Origin of the sequence: Ralstonia sp. 1138 (assembly GCF_040544795.1) — a bacterium.
Taxonomy (GTDB): Bacteria; Pseudomonadota; Gammaproteobacteria; order Burkholderiales; family Burkholderiaceae; genus Ralstonia; species Ralstonia flatus.
Genome location: NZ_JBEPKQ010000006.1, coordinates 21546 through 37360 on the forward strand (window position 1 = coordinate 21546; position 15815 = coordinate 37360).

Consider the following 15815-nt stretch of genomic DNA (forward strand, 5'->3'; position numbering starts at 1 on the left):
GTGACGCGCCGCGGGCGGCAGCGCGTTTTCCTCTTTCAGCGTTCTTGCGTGGTGCGATCTACCGGTCTTGCGAACTCAGGCTGCTGCCCGATCCCACACCCACCGTGAAGGCGCTGACATCGGCCGACGGCTTGACGAACTGGGTGTTGTAGCGATCCATGGCGGCGGTGGCGGCACGGCCGTCGACGCCCGTGACCGGGTTGGTGTTGGCCGATGCATTCGGGTTGAGCGTCTGCATGGCCTGCACCGAGCGGACGGCCTCACCGAAGTGCTTGTCGTACTCCGGGGTGGTCGTCATGCAGCCAGCCAGGGTGAGGGCGATTGCGCTGCAGAGTCCGGCCCGCGCCAGCTTCGAAGTGATGTTCATGATCGTCTCCTTGAAGGTTGCGGTCGGGTCAATCGTGGAAGGGCTGTTCGCCCATCGACACGAAGCGGCGTGCGTTCGGTGCCGGCGCCATGGGAGCCGGCGCGGGCGGTGTGCCGTTGTCGGCCGGTGCAGCAGGTACCGTGGCGGCTGCGGGGGCTTGCGCTTCGGCTGCGGTGTCGGCTGCAGCCGGTGCGCTCGCGGTGGGGGCTGGCGCTTGAACTGGTTGGGCTGCGGGCGCTGCGGCCGCTGCAGGTGCAGCTTCGGCGGCCTGCGGTGCCGGCAACGCGGAAGCGGGGGCGGACATCGCGGCCGGTGCCTTGACCGGCTTGGCCTTGTGCCCTTCCATGTTGCCGTTGAGCAGGATCTCGCCCGTGTTGACCTGACCGAACGTATCCGTCGGCAGCGGGTAATCCGCGGGCAGCGGCTTGACCAGGCGTGGCGTGACCACGAACACCAGCTCCGTCTGGTCCTGCTGGAAGCTTGTGCTGCGCGCCAGCGCACCGATCACCGGCAACTCGCCAACACCGGGGATCGCCTTCAGGCTGCCCGTGATGTTGTTCTTGATCAGCCCGCCGATGGCAAAGCTCTGGCCGTCATGCACCTGCAGCGTGGTGGAGGCGCGCCGGGTGGTGATCAGCGGCAGGATCTGCGTGTTGTTGGTGCTGGGCGAGGTGACCGATACACCGGTCGGAGACAGCTCCGAAACTTCAGGCGAAACCTTCAGGTTGATGCGGCCGTTTTCCATCACCGTGGGCGTAAAGCGCAGGCCCACGCCGAACGTTTCTTCCTGCAGCACGATGGTGGAGACACCGCCCACGGAGCCCCCTTGCGCGACAGGGATGAAGATCTTGCCGCCGGCAAGGAAGCTGGCTTCCTGACCGCTGATGGCCATCAGGCTCGGCTCGGCCAGCACTTTGACGAGCCCATCGCCCTTTTGCGCATCCAGCGCGAACTTCAGCGGCAGGCGGTTGTTCTTGCTGAAGTTGACGATGTCGTTGGAGCCCGAGAGGAAGTTGGCGAGCGCGCCGACCGACCAGCTGCCGAAGGCACCGGCCACATTGAGCGCCGAGCCCATCTGGTCGATCAGGGTCTTGGAGACTTCCGCCACCTTCACTTCCAGCATCACTTGCTGCGGGGCTTCGACCGCCATCATGTTGATGATGCGCGGGCTGCGCAGCGGTGCGCCGTTCTGCCCGCCGGCATTCATCTGGCCGGTGGCTTGTTGACCACCGCCGCCTTCTTCGCGCACGGGGCCGCGCGACTGACGCGTGACAAACGCATTGGCGATGTCGACGATCTTCTGCGCCTGCACCGAATCGCTCACCGTGCCGCCCAGCACGATGCTGTCGGCGGCGGCAGAGACTTCGACGTTCTTCGCGCCCGGCACCAGGCGGCGCAGTGCGGCTTGCAGGCCGGCCGGGTCTGCGCCCACCGACACATCAATGACCGTGCACGATCCGCTGCGGCCCTGCACGATCATGTTCGTGGAGCCGACTTCCAGCCCCAGCACGTACAGCGTCTGCGGCGACACCAGCATCGCCTGCACCACGCGCGGGTTGCCGACGGTGCGGCTGCGTACGGCTTCCGGCAGCTGCACCATTGTCGACTTGCCGATGGGGACGGTCACCTCGCTGTGTTCGCGCATGGCGCCGGTGCAGTTCGGCCCCTTGGGTGCCGAATCGCGGCTGGCCTCGGCGTTGCTTGCGCTGCCGATGGTCAGCTGGATCGGCCCGCTGGCCGACATGCGCATCGGCTTGGCCGGCGCCGCCGCGTTATTGGTCAGGATGGCGGATTCCACACCGACCTGCGCGTGCGCCGCACCTGCCCAAAGCCCCCCCAACATGGCCACTGCGGCTGCAGTCGCCTTCATGTACGTCCCCATGCAGCGTGTCTCGCCGCGTTGCGTGATGAGTCGGTTCATGGTGATCCCCCAGATTGGTTGTTCTGCAAGACAAGGCCGGTTATGTGTTGCCTGTGACCGTGCCGGAGCCCTCTTCCTGGGGCCTTTGGTCTGTTCTTCCTGTTGTGTTGTTGATCGTTGCCCGTGAGTTTTGAGTGATGCGCTTCGCTTCAGAAGCACTCGGCGCCGTGATCCACGCCGGCAATCACGCCGATGCAGTTGCCGGGTGCGCGCTGCGCAGCAGCCACGCGGCGTACCACCTGCACCGTCTTGACCACCGGCACCGCCACGGCCGCCGTGATCTTGGGCTCCTTGAGCAGCGTGCTCTTGGTCGCGCCACTGGTATCGGCGGGTTGCGGGTCGACCTGGTTGCGCAGCACCAGCGAGAGCGTGCCCACGCTGCGTGCGAGGTCGAGCTTCTCGGCTTGTTCCGGTGTGACTTCCAGCGTGACGGCGTTCACGACCTTGGGCTTGGTGTCGTCGCGGTTGACCTCTTGCGCGACGGCCAGCACCAGGATCTTTTCCAGCACGATCTTCGAGATCGACTGATCGGACCGATCGCTCGCCGCTGCCTTGCCGTCTTTGTTGTCTTGCAGCGTGTTGACGATGATGTCGACGTAGCTGCCCGGCAGTGCGAAGCCCGCCACGCCCACCACGTCATTCACCCGTACGGTGATGGCGCGTTTGCCGTCGGCAATGACGGCCGACAAACCGCCCGCGGTGCCTTGCGGCGTGAGCTTCGATTCCAGTACCGGCTCGCCGCGCGTCAGGCTGGCGCGCACGACGCGGCCGCTGAGCGCTTGCGTGTCGGAGATGGCGCCCGGCGGCAGGCTGGCGGTCGGCCAGTCCACCACCTTGATGAAGTCCGGCGACAGGCGCTGGCCGAGGTCAATGTCGGCGGCGGCCACGGCAACCTTGGTGATGCCGCTGCTGCTTTGCTGCGTGAGCCAGCGCGAGGCGAAGACCACCGCCGCAAGGCCGGCGATCGTGGCAATCAGCAACATGGAGAGAATGCGCAGGTTTTTCATTTCCCAACCCCACTCAGATGGTTCTCAATCCCACCGCCACTTGGTCCGAAGACACGTAGCGGGCATGCACGGCCGGCCTAGGCGCCGGTCGGCCGAAGAAGAGGGGGAGGCGGGCGGTGCGTGCCAGGATGGACGCGGTCCACAGGCGTGGCGATGGGGCGCCGCGCAGGTCCTGGCTTGCCCGATGGTGCGACTGGATTGACGCATGTCACTTCTCCCCGGTCCTGGACCGTTCTTGCGTGGTCCTTGATGCCTTGTGTGTCTGGCGCGTGCCTGGTGGCATTCATTCCGTCAGGCTGGCTGCGGCGACGCCGTGTGCTTGTCTTGCACCGCATCGGCACGCGTCAGGTGTTTCCCCCTCGGCTACAACACTCCCCACTTCACCAGCAACGTGCCTGCGGCAAACGCCACCGCGTACGGCAACTGGATCGTTCCGCTGCGCTTGCCCCCGCTGTCCGGCGAAGGCACGGCCTTACCACCGAACGGCAGCGACATCAGCAGCGTTGAAACGCCTGCAAACGAGCGTTGCGCGTCACGGCGCAGCAACACCATGGCAAGCGCGAGCACCCCGCCTGCCAGAAAACTCACGAAGGCAATGTGGAAGGCGCCGAAGGGCCCCATGAAGGCGCCGATCGCGCCCATCAGCTTGACGTCGCCGGCGCCCATGCCACCGAGCAGATAGACGCCGATGCACAGGCCCATGCCCACCGCTGCGCCACCGAGCCAGGCGAGCGCGCCTGCGGTGAAGCCCTGTGTGAGGCATTGCGCGAGAAGCGCTGCCACGAGGCCCGCTGCCACCAGCCAGTTCGGGATGCGGCGCGAGCGCACGTCGCTCGCAGCGGCCATCACGATGAGCACGATCAGGCTGAGGTTCGCCAGGGCGCTCAGGCTTGTCAGGGTGGTCATCTCGGGTTCCTCTCGGGCGATTGTTCTGGCTGTCCGCGCGGCATCGGGTGCCGCGGGCCAGCGTGTATTCGGCCGGATCAGGCCCGGGGCTGCCGGACCTGACCTGGGCGCACTGGCACTGCTCAGGCGGCGGCCGTCGACAGCTGGGTTGCGATCGAATTCCAGATGGCGCCGACCGCGGTCTTGACGGTGGTCCCGTAGGTCACCATCACCAGAGCCACAAAGGCCAGCAGCAGTGCGTATTCCACGCCGGCTGCACCGTCTTCTTCGCGCACGAAACGCTTGATCATGGCTTTCATTTCAATCTCCTCACGTCATGGTTCAAGGAAAGGCGCACCGCTGAAGATCGGGCGCTGGGTTCTGGCCAGACAAGCCGGCCAAGGCCAAACCAGGGGTTCCGGAGATCGTGTGCGCACACCGGTGCCACACCGGCGCGAAGGCCAGCATGTTCCGGAGCACGACAACACCAAGAGGCTCCCCCGACTTCACCAGTTCTCAGGGCTCGCACCGGCGTGGCCGCTGGTGGTCGCTCGCCCGGACATCGCCGCAATCGCAGCAGGTGCCCGCTGGGCGCCGCGGGCCGGTCCACCATTCCTCCAGGAACCGGCTCACGCCTGAAAGTGCAACAACTTCCGTGTTCACCGCAGACGCTCCCGGCGGTTGCCGGTCCCTGCAGCCGGCTGGCCTCTTTGTGCCAGCGCGTTCACAACTTCCCCGTACGTCTTCTGTTCTGTTCGCTGCGCTGCTCGTCTGGCATGCGCTGTGTGCTACCGGCCCGTGGTGCGATTGCGCGCTACCCAGGCCTTGAATATCAACCACCCGAACCACCGCCCTGCGAGCCCGATGATCCGAACCCGCCGGGTGTCATCAACACCGATGCCGCGTTGCTCCAGAAATCGCCCACGCTGGTTTCGACGCTCGCCATGACGGCAATCAGCACCAAAGCCACCATCACCAGCAGCAGTGCGTATTCCACGCTGGCTGCGCCGGTCTGGCGGTATTTGATGTGTTGGTCTTTGGTTTCCACGTCCCACCCCCTCAGGTGTGCGCCGGTTCTGTCTTGTCTTTCCGAAACACCGTGCTGCTATGTCGGCGGGACCAACAGAGCGACGAGCGTGCCATTGCCGCTAAGTCCTTGATTTTCAAAGGCTGGGCAGGCATGTGAGCGCGCAGCCCAGGCAATTGGCTGGCGCTTGTTACCCAGGCGTTACGTGCACTTTGTGCGGTCTGCGAAACAGCAAACGATCACGCACGCGGCATTTGCGCAAACGGCAAACGTGAAAGTGACGCATGCGCGTTGTGCGCCGCAAAAAGCCGCGGGTAAGCCCGCATCCATGCCACCCGCGTCAATGCGTGCATTGCTGAAACATCGGGGCGCTTGCCAGGACAAGATGCGATGCGGTGCAGTCGTCCGGCGCGATGTGGCTGCAAGGTGTCCTGGGCGGGGTCTTGCAGGAAGAGAGGAGCGCTTTATCGGAGAGGTGGCCTACGGCGGAACGCGGCCCTGATCTCGACGCCCGATGCGCTGGCAGCCAATCCCTCGTATGGAAGGATTAGGCGCGCGACCGACAGGGGTGGCGCGGCTGGGCACGTCGAAACCGTTTCAGTTCTGAAACATGGTCCAGCCCGGCAGGGGAACAACGCAGGAAGTGCGAAGCAGTTACAGCACGACTGGCCGGTCGCTCAGCTCGTTCGTGCGCGGCGTGCCATCGGAAGGCGCGTGCGCGGCGAGGAGGTCGTTGATCTGCGCCAGCGCATCGAGGACCGGCATCATGCTCACGCGCTGCGCAAAGCCGCGCGTGATGGTCTCGCAGATGGTGCGCCACGCGTGGGCGTCCACCTTGGCGGCGATACCGTGGTCGGCCAGGATCTCAACCGCGTGGTCGGCCAGGTTGATGTAGAGCAGCACGCCCACGTGCTCGCGCGTGTTCCACACCTCCAGCAGCCCGAACAGCATCCGGGCGCGGTGGCGCGGCGACACACCCGCCCACGCGTCGCGCACCGGCAGCGAGCTTTCGATGACGACACGCACTTCGCCGCGATGGCGTTGTTCGCCTTCTCGCACGGCGGCTTCGAGCTTTTGCAGATCGGCCGGCGGAAACGCGCGCCTGGCATGCGACGAAGTCGTCAGCAGGTGGGTGAGGGCACGGCGTGCGCCGTGGTGGTGTCGGGTCTTGGAAGCCATGGATGCCGTTACCTGCTGCCTGTTACCAGTTGCCGGAGGCGCCACCGCCACCGAAATCACCACCACCGCCGCCGCCAAAGCCTCCCCCGCCGCCACTGCCGCCGCCGAAATCACCGCCGCCGCGTCCCCAGCCACCGCCGAGGCCGCCGCCCAATCCACCACCCAAGCCGCCGATGGTGCCCGGGCCCCAGCCGCGATTGCCCATCATCACGCGCGATCCGGGTCGGCCGGGCAGGCTGCCCGTGACGCGCCCGCCCGAGCGCATGGCCGCGCTGAGCACGAAAAACACGATGATCGCCAGCGGAAACAGCACCGGCAGCCAATCGCCGATGCCGCCGCCGGATTGCTGACGCTTCGCCCGCTCGGCTGGCGGCAGGCTCTCTTGGGCAATCACGGTCTGGATGGCCGAGATGCCCGCCGACAGCCCGCCGTAGAAGTCGCCCTGACGGAAGTGCGGCGCCATCACGTCCTGCAGGACACGCTTGGATTGCGCATCCGTGAGTGCACCTTCCAGCCCGCGTCCCACCTCGATACGCATCTTGCGCAGCGACGCCGGGTTGTCCTTGGCGATGAGGATGATCGCGCCGTCGTCCACGCCCTTGCGGCCGGCCTTCCACGCATCGGCCACGCGGATGCCATACGCCTCGATGGGTTCCGGCGCGGTGGACGGCACCATCAGCACAAAGATCTGGCTGCCGCGCTGCTGCTCGTAATCGGCCAGCACCTGTTCGAGCGCGCTCTTCTGCTCGGCGCTGAGCGTGCCGGTCAGGTCGGTCACGCGCGCGGCCAGCGGCGGCACGGCCACCATGTCACTTTGCGCGTACGCGGGCAGCGCGGCAGCCAGCCACAGGGCTGCAGTCAGCAAGAAGGCGAAGCAGGCACGCGCACGCATCGACATGGTCATCAGCTCGTCAGAACTTCACTGCCGGGGCGGTGGAAATCCCCTTCTCGTTCTCGACCGTGAAGTTCGGCTTGACCTGGTAGCCCATCACCTTGGCCGTCAGGTTGGTCGGGAAGCTACGGGCCAGCACGTTGTAGTCCTGCACCGATTTGATGTAACGCTGACGCGCCACCGTAATGCGGTTCTCGGTGCCTTCCAGTTGCGATTGCAGATCACGGAACGACTGGTCAGCCTTGAGCTGCGGGTAGTTTTCCGACACGGCCATCAGGCGCGACAGCGCGCTCGAAAGCTCGCCCTGCACCTGCTGGAATTTCTGGAAGGCCGCCGGGTCGTTCAGCACCTCCGGCGTGATCTGGAAGCTGGTGGCCGCGGCGCGGGCCTTGGTCACGGCTTCCAGCGTGTCCTTCTCGTGCGAGGCATAGCCCTTGACCGTGTTGACGAGGTTCGGAATCAGGTCGGCACGGCGCTGGTATTGGTTGACCACCTCGGCCCAGGCCGCTTTGGTGGCTTCGTCCTTCGCCTGGAAATCGTTGTAGCCGCACGCAGACAAAAACGGTGCGGCGAGCACGGCCAACGACAGTGCCAGCCAGCGCAGCACCGAAAAACGCGTCGAGCGGAAGGTCAGGGCAGGGGTCATGAAATCCTCTAGATCTTGAATCCGAAAAGAATGTGGCATGAGACTGACAGCGCCTCACGACGTTCCAGCGCACTTTAGCTTATGCGCTTGACGCCCCAGTCACACATCAGTACGGTATGGGGACTTTTTTGACAATTTCCATGCGCGCGATTTCCCCTTTCTCGTCGATCTGCACGGCACCGGCATTCAGCCTGTCGGCCGTGTCGACGCTCGCGCGCGCCAAAAAAGCCACCAAACAGCCGCTCGTCTGACCGGAGCGCTGTTCCGTCAGATGGGCGACGGAACAGCGGTTGACCGATACGTTGGACACGGTTGCCTCCCACCCGCATCTCGCGGGGCCGCATTCCCGAAGCGCTTCTGACGGTTCTTTGACCGGTCGTTGATTCGTCCAGGAGTGTTGTCGTGCTTGAAAATGCATCCACCCATCTGTCCACCCGCGAATGCCCGTCTTATTCGGGCATCTGGGTGCCCATCGTGACGCCGTTTGCCGATGACGCGGCACGGTCGGTCGACTACGGCGCGCTGTATACATTGGTGGTGCGGTACCGCGCGCTGGGCGTCGCGGGTTTCGTGGCGTGTGGCAGTACCGGCGAAGCCGCAGCGCTGACGGATCAGGAACAGGCCGACGTGCTCGATACGGTACGTGCCGCCGCCGACGGTTTGCCCGTGGTGATGGGCGTCTCGGGCAGCGCCCTCGCATCTGTACGCGAGCGAATGCTGCGCCTCGCCGAGCATCGGCCGGCAGCGTTTCTGATTCCGGCGCCTTCCTACATTCGTCCGTCGCAGCGCGGGATCATCGAATACTTCACCGCACTGGCCGACGCCTCGCCCGTGCCGGTGTTGCTGTACGACATTCCGTACCGCACCGGTGCAAACATCGACACCGAAACGCTGCTCGCGCTGGCGGCGCATCCGAACATCCACGGCATCAAGGATTGCGGCGGCGACGCGGACAAGACGCAGCGCCTGATCGCCGACGGGCGGTTGCAGGTGCTGGCGGGGGAAGATGCGCAGGTGTTCGGCACGCTGTGCGCGGGCGGCGTCGGGGCGATCATTGCCGCCGCGCATGTCCGCACGGAGCTGTTTGTCGAGATGGCAAGGGCGGTGCAGGAACAGCGGTTGAACGATGCGCGGCGGTTGCATCATGCGCTGGCACCGGTGATTCGGTTGTTGTTTGCCGAGACGAACCCTGGGCCTTTGAAGGCTTGGCTGGCTGCCGAGGGATTGATTCGGAATGTGTTGCGGGCGCCGATGATGTTGGCTTCTGAGGGGGTGGGGCGGGAGTTGGTGGAGGTGGTTGGGCGGGTTTGAGTTTTTTTGTTTGTGGTTCATCCCTGTTTCGTACCCTGCCGGGCACGACCTACTTTTCTTTGTCTTGCCAAAGAAAAGTAGGCAAAAGAAAGGCGCGCCCGAGATGGCGACTTCCCCTTGGATTTGTGTCGCGGGAAGGGAGGGGAGGCAAACTCGCTTCGCTCAAACAGGCCTCCCCTCTTTATCCTTCCCGCAACAAAAATCCAAGGCGCCATCAAGGGCTCAACGTCAAAAGAAAAAGGCCAACCCATCGTGCGGTTGGCCTTTGTCGTTTGGGCTTGCGCCCAGAGGGTGTGGCTGTTGTCTTTTGACTTTCCCTGCCCTAGATGGCGCCTTGAATTTCTGTTGCAGGGAGGAAAAAGGAAGGGAAACTGTCTGAGCGCAGCGAGTTTTTCCCTTCCCCTCCCTGCGACATAAATTCAAGGAATCTTTCGCCATCTCGGGCGCGCATTTCTTTGCTTACTTTCTTTGGCAAGACAAAGAAAGTGAGTCAGCCCCGGCAGGGGATGAAACAAGGGATGCACCACCAAGCCCCATCCCAAGAAACAAAACTCAAACAGCCTTAAACGCCTTCCGAGCCGCCTCAAACGTCGCATCCAAAATCGCGTCATCGTGCGTCGCAGACACAAACCCCGCCTCAAACGCAGACGGCGCCAGATACACACCCTGATCCAACATCGCATGGAAGAACGCATTGAAGCGCCCAACATCGCTCTTGGTCACTTCAGCAAAGCTCGTCGGTACGCCCTCACGGAAGTAGATGCCGAACATGCCGCCCACGCTGTCCGCGGCAAACGGCACGCCAACTTCACGAGCGATATCGGCCAGCCCATCCACTAGCTTGCGGGTCTGCGCGGCCAGTCGGTCGTGGAAACCCTCTGCCGCAATCAGCCGCAATGTGGTGAGCCCGGCCGCTACGGCCAGCGGATTTCCTGACAGCGTCCCAGCCTGGTACACGTTGCCCAGCGGCGCCAGGAATCCCATGATGTCGCGGCGGCCGCCAAACGCAGCGGCCGGCATGCCCCCGCCGATGACCTTGCCCAGGCACGTCAGGTCCGGCTTGATGCCGTACAGCGCCTGCGCGCAACCGAGCGCCACACGAAAGCCCGTCATCACCTCGTCAAAGATCAGCACGGCGCCGTGCTCGGTACACAGCGAACGCATGGCCTGGTGGAATTCGTTGCTGCCACGCACGAGGTTCATGTTGCCGGCCACCGGTTCGACGATCACGGCCGCGATTTCCTTGCCGTGGCGGGCAAAGGCCTCGCGCAGTGCGGCGACGTCGTTGTACGGCAGCACCATCGTGTGCTTGACCACGTCTTCCGGCACGCCGGCGGAAGACGGCGCGTTCTGCGTCGTATCGGCAAACGTCAGCAGGCCCGAACCGGCCTTGACCAGCAGGCTGTCGGCGTGACCGTGGTAGCAGCCTTCGAACTTGACGATCAGGTCGCGCCCGGTAAAGCCGCGCGCCAGGCGCAGGGCGCTCATGGTCGCTTCGGTGCCCGACGACACGAGCCGCACCTGCTCGATCGACGGCACGAGCTTGCAGATTTCCTCGGCCATGACGACTTCGGCCTCGGTGGGCGCGCCGAACGAGAAGCTGTCAGCGGCGACGTCCTGCACGGCACGCACGACTTCGGGATGCGCATGCCCGACGATCATCGGGCCCCACGAGCCGACGTAGTCGATATAGCGGGTGCCGTCCGCGTCCCACAGGTACGGGCCGGCTGCCTTGGCAATGAAGCGCGGGGTGCCGCCCACCGAGCGGAAGGCGCGTACCGGCGAGTTCACCCCGCCGGGGATGGTCTTCTGGGCACGTTCAAACAGGGCGGCGCTGCGGGAGGGAGTCGACATGGAGGGCGTTGGAAGAGAGCGTGGCGCCGAGCAGAGCGGCGCTGCGGTACGGTTTAAAGGCGGTTCGAGGCGATTATGCGGTGGTTTGCCGCAGATCCGGGTTGGATGCAGTCAAACACCGTGTCTGCCCGGCGCCTGTTCTGGCGTAGCCGGGCGTGATTCGGTACCATCTGGCCTGCCATTTTAATAGACGGAACCCACCGAAGCTTTGCCCTATGGAACAACAGATTGAATACAAGACGTGGATGTGCCTGATTTGCGGCTGGATCTACGACGAAGAACAAGGCGCCCCGGACGACGGCATTGCGCCCGGCACGAAGTGGGAAGACGTGCCCATCAACTGGACGTGCCCGGAATGCGGCGCGCGCAAGGAAGATTTCGAAATGGTGCAGATCTGATCCGGATCTGACCTGTCTCCCGTCAGCAAGTGAGTGTTTGCCCTCTTGCTGACAGCCAAGTATCAGGAAGTGACGGTTCGATGAATCGGCTCGTCGCTTCCATGCCACAAGCGCTCGGCGGACCGCCGGCGCCATTGACGGCGAATAGGTGACTTGTCACACTTCGTCAAATTCTGAGCTTCACACTTCATAAGCGGGCCGGGGGGCGTAGTTTTGAAGTCGTCGCCAGCGTGGGCCCTTTCCGTTTGGAGGGCACGCTGCGCGGCGATTTGCCGCGATCCATCCGGTCAGAATGTCGTGGCGACCCGTGGTCGCGCACTGCGAGAACATGATGCAATCCGCGCGGGTGGAACAACTGGCTGACTCTCAACCGCTGGCGAACTCTCCGCTGGCGCATTCCCTGACAGGCTGCAAAGTGCTGGTAATCGACGATTCCAGCACCATCCGCCGTACCGCGCAGATTTTCCTCACCCAGGCCGGGTGCCAGGTCGTGCTGGCCGAAGACGGCTTCGACGCACTGGCCAAGGTGGGTGACCTGAAGCCCGATCTCGTGTTCTGCGACATCCTGATGCCGAATCTCGACGGCTACCAGACCTGCTCGCTGATCAAGAAAAGCCCAAAGTTTCATGCCACGCCTGTGATCATGCTGTCTTCGCGCGACGGGATTTTCGACCGCGCGCGCGGCAAGTCGGTCGGGGCGGTGGACCATCTCGCCAAGCCGTTCTCGAAGGAAGCGCTGCTGGAGGCGGTCCAGACGCATTTGCCGGTGGCGCAAGCTGCCGCGCAGTGACGGCATCTCTCTTAATGAAGGACTGTTTGTATGGCAATCAAGAAAGTGTTGGTGGTCGATGATTCTCCGACCGAAGCGCTGCATCTGTCGGAGATTCTCGGCAAGAACGGTTTCAAGGTGACGGTCGCGGCCGATAGCGAGCAGGCCATGACCAAGCTCGAAGCCGAAACCTTCGACCTGATCCTGATGGATGTGGTGATGCCGGGCCAGAACGGCTACCAGGCGACCCGCGCCATCAAGAAGGACGAGCGCTTCCAGGGCATCCCCGTGATCATGTGCACGACCAAGGGCCTGGAGACCGACCGCGTGTGGGGCATGCGCCAGGGCGCATCGGACTACATCGTCAAGCCGGTCAAGGCCGAAGAGCTGCTCGAGAAGATCGCCAAGCTGGCGCAGTGATCCTGCGGCAGTTCGTTTAGAAGCGCGACGTCAAGACCGCGCGCAGCAAAGAACCAGCACCGGACATGAGCCAGACGTGAACGAACAGCGCACCAACCTGACCTCCCGCCAGCGCCTGCACGAATACCAGGCGATGCTGGCCCGCCGCCTGCAGGAGGCGCGCGCCAAGTCGTCGACGGAAGGCTTTCTGGGCGTGCAGATCGGCGAGCACCACTGGCTGCTGTCGCTGACCGAAACCGGCGAGGTGCTGGACTACCAGCCGCCCGCACGCGTGCCGCTCACACAGCCGTGGTACCTCGGTCTCGTGAATGCGCGCGGCAACCTGCTCGGCGTGATCGATTTCGGCCTGTTCTGCGGTGAAGCGCCGACGGGCAGCGGCAGCGGCGCCAAGATCGTGGTGCTGTCCAAAGACCCGCAGCGTGCGTGCGCGATTGTCGTGCCGCGCGTGGCCGGCCTGCGCAGCCTGAGCGATCTGCAGCCCGCGGAAGCCACGGTGGAAGAAGGACGTCCGTGGTTGGGCCGCGCCTGGCGCGACGCCCAGGGCACGCAATGGCGCGAACTGGATGTGCGGCAGTTGCTGGCCGATCCGGCGTTTCTGCAGGTTGGCCGCAGCCGCACGTAAAGCGATTGGGCAATCAGGCCGTAGAGCCTTAGAGCCAGTAAGAACGATTGGGCACGCCGCAACGGGAGCGGGGTGTGCAGGGGCAAGAGGCGGTGCACGGCGCGTGCAACAGGGCGCGCCAGGTGGCCAAGTGTATTCACAGGCACCGCCGAAGGTGCGTACCACGCCAGGTGGAACAAGGCGCGGACGCGGACGGGAAATCCATGCGGCTGATCTCGACAGAACGAGACGGCAGCATCGACAAGAAAAGAGGGTCCTATGGGGTTCAAGTGGTTCAACGCAGGTCGCCGTGCCGGTCAGGCAGGGGCGCCGGAGGTTGCAGCGGAGGGCGCATCGGCGGCTTCCGTGCAGTTGGCGCAGTTGGACAATGCGCCCCATACGGATGACGACAATCCCGCTGGCCCGCCCACGCAGCTCGGCCGCTCGCCCATGGATGCCGTGGTCGGCTGGATGGAGCGCGTGCCGTTTGCCGCGCAGCAGCGCGTGTTCACGATCGGCCTGGTGGTTGGTCTGCTGGCGCTGCTGATCTCGGTGTACCTGGATAACCGCCAGGCCAACAACGGTTCGGTGCAGATTGAAATTGCCGGTGACACGCTGATGCACTCGCAGCGTCTGGCCAAGGCGGTGCCGGTGGCGCTGCTGGGTAACACCAATGCATTCGCACAGCTCAAGGAAAGCCGCGCACGTCTGCAGGAAAACCTCGATGCGCTGAAGAACGGCAATTCCGAGCGCGGTGTGCGTGCCTCGGGTGGCGAGGCCGAAGCGCTGCTCGACAAGTCGATCGAAGAATGGAAGCGCAGCGACAAGAGCGCGCAGGCCATTCTGGCGCAGGAAAAGACGCTGGTGGCGGTGGGTAAGACGCTGAACGTGTTCAACGCGTCGAACCCCGAACTGCTGGAAGAAGCCGAGCAGATCTCGTCGATGAAGCTGCAGACCAACGCGCCGGCCCGTGAAGTGGCCGCCTCGTCGCAGCTGGTGATGTTGACGCAGCGTCTGGGTAAGAACATGAACGAGTTCCTGGCTGGCGAAGGCGTGAACCCGGAAACGGCGTTCCTGCTCGGTAAGGACACCAACACCTTCCGCGAAACCCTGAACGGCCTGCTCAACGGCTCGGAAGCGCTGCGCCTGTCGGCCGCCACCGATGCCGAGACGAAGGGCTACCTGCAAGAGCTGTCGACCCGCTTCGACAACGTGCAGAAGACCACGCAGATCATTCTGGAAAACCTGCCGGGCCTGATCGCCGCCAAGCGCGCCCAGCAGCAGATCTTCAACGACAACGAAAAGCTGCGTGCCGACCTGTCGGACCTGCAGTCTGCCTATGCCGGCAGCGTGCGCAGCCGTCCGGTGACGCTCGGTGCGGTGGTGCTGTCCGCCATCCTGACCGTGGTGTGCCTGGCCGGCCTGGCCGCCCTGTACCTGCGCGATTCGCGTGTGCGTACGATGGAAGCAGAAGCCCGTCAGCGCGAAGCTGAAGAGCGCCGGATGGTGGAAAAGCGCAACAACGATTCCACCCAGGCTGCAATTCTGCGTCTGATGAACGAGCTGCAGGACATTGCAGACGGTGACTTGACCAAGCAGGCCACCGTGTCGGAAGACATTACCGGCGCCATCGCCGACTCGGTGAACTACACCGTGGAAGAACTGCGCGAGCTGGTCGGCCGGGTGCAGCAGACGGCCGAGCAGGTGACGCAGGCATCGTCGGCGGTGCAGACCACGTCGGAAAGCCTCGTGGCCGCATCGGAAGAACAGTCGCGCCAGATTCGCCAGACCGGTCAGTCGGTGGTGGAGATGGCGGACCGCATTACGCAGGTCTCGCGCGGCGCAGCCGAATCGGCCAACGTTGCACGCGCCTCGCTGGCCGCTGCCGAGCAAGGTCAGCAGGCCGTGCAGAACGCCATCACGGGCATGAACGACATCCGTGACCAGATTCAGGAAACCTCGAAGCGGATCAAGCGCCTGGGTGAATCGTCGCAGGAGATCGGTGAAATCGTGGAGCTGATCTCGGACATTACCGAGCAGACCAACGTGCTGGCACTGAACGCTGCCATCCAGGCGGCATCCGCTGGTGAAGCCGGCCGCGGCTTCTCGGTGGTGGCAGAAGAAGTGCAGCGCCTGGCAGAACGTTCCGCCGAGGCAGCCAAGCAGATCGGCGCGCTGATCCGCACGATTCAGACCGACACGCAAGACGCGGTGCACGCCATGGAGCGCAGCACGGCGGGTGTGGTGGAAGGGGCGAAGCTGTCCGATAACGCCGGTGCCGCACTGGTGGAGATCGGCCGCGTGTCGCGCCAGCTTGCCGAACTGATCGAGAGCATTTCGCAGACGACGTCGCACGAAGCGACGCTGGCTTCGGACGTTGCGCAGAACATCGAACAGATCCTGCACATCACGGAACAGACGTCGACCGGTACGCGCCAGACCGCGCAGTCGGTGCGCCAGCTCACGCAGCTTGCCGAAGAACTGCGTGACTCGGTGGCGCGGTTCCGCATCGCCTGATCTCGTCACCTCTGGATTTCG

At 64.3% G+C, this 15815-nt stretch carries 17 protein-coding genes; 6 read left to right on the top strand and 11 right to left on the bottom strand.

What is annotated here, in order from left to right; all coding sequences use genetic code 11:
- Positions 1-58 precede the first annotated feature (58 nt).
- The 10 genes from ABIC76_RS22485 to ABIC76_RS22530 all read right to left on the bottom strand — a co-directional run bounded on the left by ABIC76_RS22485 (position 59) and on the right by ABIC76_RS22530 (position 8234).
- Positions 59-367, bottom strand: a complete 309-nt coding sequence (locus tag ABIC76_RS22485) for a hypothetical protein (RefSeq protein WP_027678039.1) — start codon at positions 365-367, stop codon at positions 59-61.
- Between the two features lie 28 nt (positions 368-395).
- Positions 396-2288 carry a type II and III secretion system protein family protein gene (locus tag ABIC76_RS22490; RefSeq protein ID WP_354535302.1) on the bottom strand — a complete coding sequence of 631 codons (1893 nt, stop codon included), beginning with the start codon at positions 2286-2288 and terminating at the stop codon, positions 396-398.
- A gap of 149 nt (positions 2289-2437) precedes the next feature.
- Positions 2438-3295, bottom strand: coding sequence for a Flp pilus assembly protein CpaB (cpaB, locus tag ABIC76_RS22495; RefSeq protein WP_027678037.1), 858 nt, complete (start codon positions 3293-3295; stop codon positions 2438-2440).
- Between the two features lie 363 nt (positions 3296-3658).
- Positions 3659-4201, bottom strand: coding sequence for an A24 family peptidase (locus ABIC76_RS22500; protein ID WP_374220476.1), 543 nt, complete (start codon positions 4199-4201; stop codon positions 3659-3661).
- A gap of 122 nt (positions 4202-4323) precedes the next feature.
- A complete protein-coding gene (locus ABIC76_RS22505) occupies positions 4324-4500 on the bottom strand; it encodes a Flp family type IVb pilin (protein ID WP_027678035.1) in 177 nt (58 codons plus the stop codon).
- Positions 4501-5012: 512 nt separating this feature from the next.
- The gene (locus ABIC76_RS22510; protein ID WP_102064661.1) at positions 5013-5228 is read right to left on the bottom strand and encodes a Flp family type IVb pilin; all 216 of its coding nucleotides are present in this window, start codon (positions 5226-5228) and stop codon (positions 5013-5015) included.
- Positions 5229-5861: 633 nt separating this feature from the next.
- The gene (locus tag ABIC76_RS22515) at positions 5862-6386 is read right to left on the bottom strand and encodes a TPM domain-containing protein (RefSeq protein ID WP_354535303.1); all 525 of its coding nucleotides are present in this window, start codon (positions 6384-6386) and stop codon (positions 5862-5864) included.
- A gap of 22 nt (positions 6387-6408) precedes the next feature.
- Positions 6409-7284 (bottom strand): TPM domain-containing protein, encoded by an 876-nt coding sequence (locus ABIC76_RS22520; RefSeq protein ID WP_354535304.1) that lies wholly within the window; start codon positions 7282-7284, stop codon positions 6409-6411.
- 13 nt (positions 7285-7297) lie between these two features.
- Entirely contained in the window at positions 7298-7924 is a 627-nt protein-coding gene (locus tag ABIC76_RS22525) for a LemA family protein (RefSeq protein ID WP_012761321.1), read from the bottom strand.
- 106 nt (positions 7925-8030) lie between these two features.
- Positions 8031-8234 carry a hypothetical protein gene (locus tag ABIC76_RS22530; RefSeq protein WP_092971826.1) on the bottom strand — a complete coding sequence of 68 codons (204 nt, stop codon included), beginning with the start codon at positions 8232-8234 and terminating at the stop codon, positions 8031-8033.
- A 92-nt stretch (positions 8235-8326) separates the two neighbouring features.
- On the opposite strand from ABIC76_RS22530, the gene dapA reads away from it, so the two are divergent.
- Positions 8327-9235: a 4-hydroxy-tetrahydrodipicolinate synthase gene (gene dapA / locus ABIC76_RS22535; RefSeq protein ID WP_354535305.1), complete on the top strand. Its 909-nt coding sequence runs from the start codon at positions 8327-8329 to the stop codon at positions 9233-9235.
- Between the two features lie 552 nt (positions 9236-9787).
- On the opposite strand, the gene hemL is transcribed toward dapA, so the two are convergent.
- Complete coding sequence (hemL, locus tag ABIC76_RS22540; protein ID WP_102064665.1) at positions 9788-11089, bottom strand: glutamate-1-semialdehyde 2,1-aminomutase; 1302 nt, start codon at positions 11087-11089, stop codon at positions 9788-9790.
- Positions 11090-11304: 215 nt separating this feature from the next.
- Here hemL and ABIC76_RS22545 point away from each other — a divergent pair, with 215 nt between their 5' ends.
- The 5 genes from ABIC76_RS22545 to ABIC76_RS22565 all read left to right on the top strand — a co-directional run bounded on the left by ABIC76_RS22545 (position 11305) and on the right by ABIC76_RS22565 (position 15794).
- The gene (locus ABIC76_RS22545) at positions 11305-11487 is read left to right on the top strand and encodes a rubredoxin (protein WP_003261842.1); all 183 of its coding nucleotides are present in this window, start codon (positions 11305-11307) and stop codon (positions 11485-11487) included.
- 292 nt (positions 11488-11779) lie between these two features.
- The gene (locus tag ABIC76_RS22550) at positions 11780-12277 is read left to right on the top strand and encodes a response regulator (RefSeq protein ID WP_009238904.1); all 498 of its coding nucleotides are present in this window, start codon (positions 11780-11782) and stop codon (positions 12275-12277) included.
- Positions 12278-12307: 30 nt separating this feature from the next.
- Positions 12308-12676, top strand: a complete 369-nt coding sequence (locus tag ABIC76_RS22555) for a response regulator (protein WP_004629647.1) — start codon at positions 12308-12310, stop codon at positions 12674-12676.
- 76 nt (positions 12677-12752) lie between these two features.
- Positions 12753-13298, top strand: coding sequence for a chemotaxis protein CheW (locus ABIC76_RS22560; protein ID WP_027678029.1), 546 nt, complete (start codon positions 12753-12755; stop codon positions 13296-13298).
- A gap of 258 nt (positions 13299-13556) precedes the next feature.
- On the top strand, positions 13557-15794 hold the full coding sequence (locus ABIC76_RS22565) for a methyl-accepting chemotaxis protein (RefSeq protein WP_102064666.1): 2238 nt from the start codon (positions 13557-13559) through the stop codon (positions 15792-15794).
- The last annotated feature ends 21 nt before the right edge of the window (positions 15795-15815 follow it).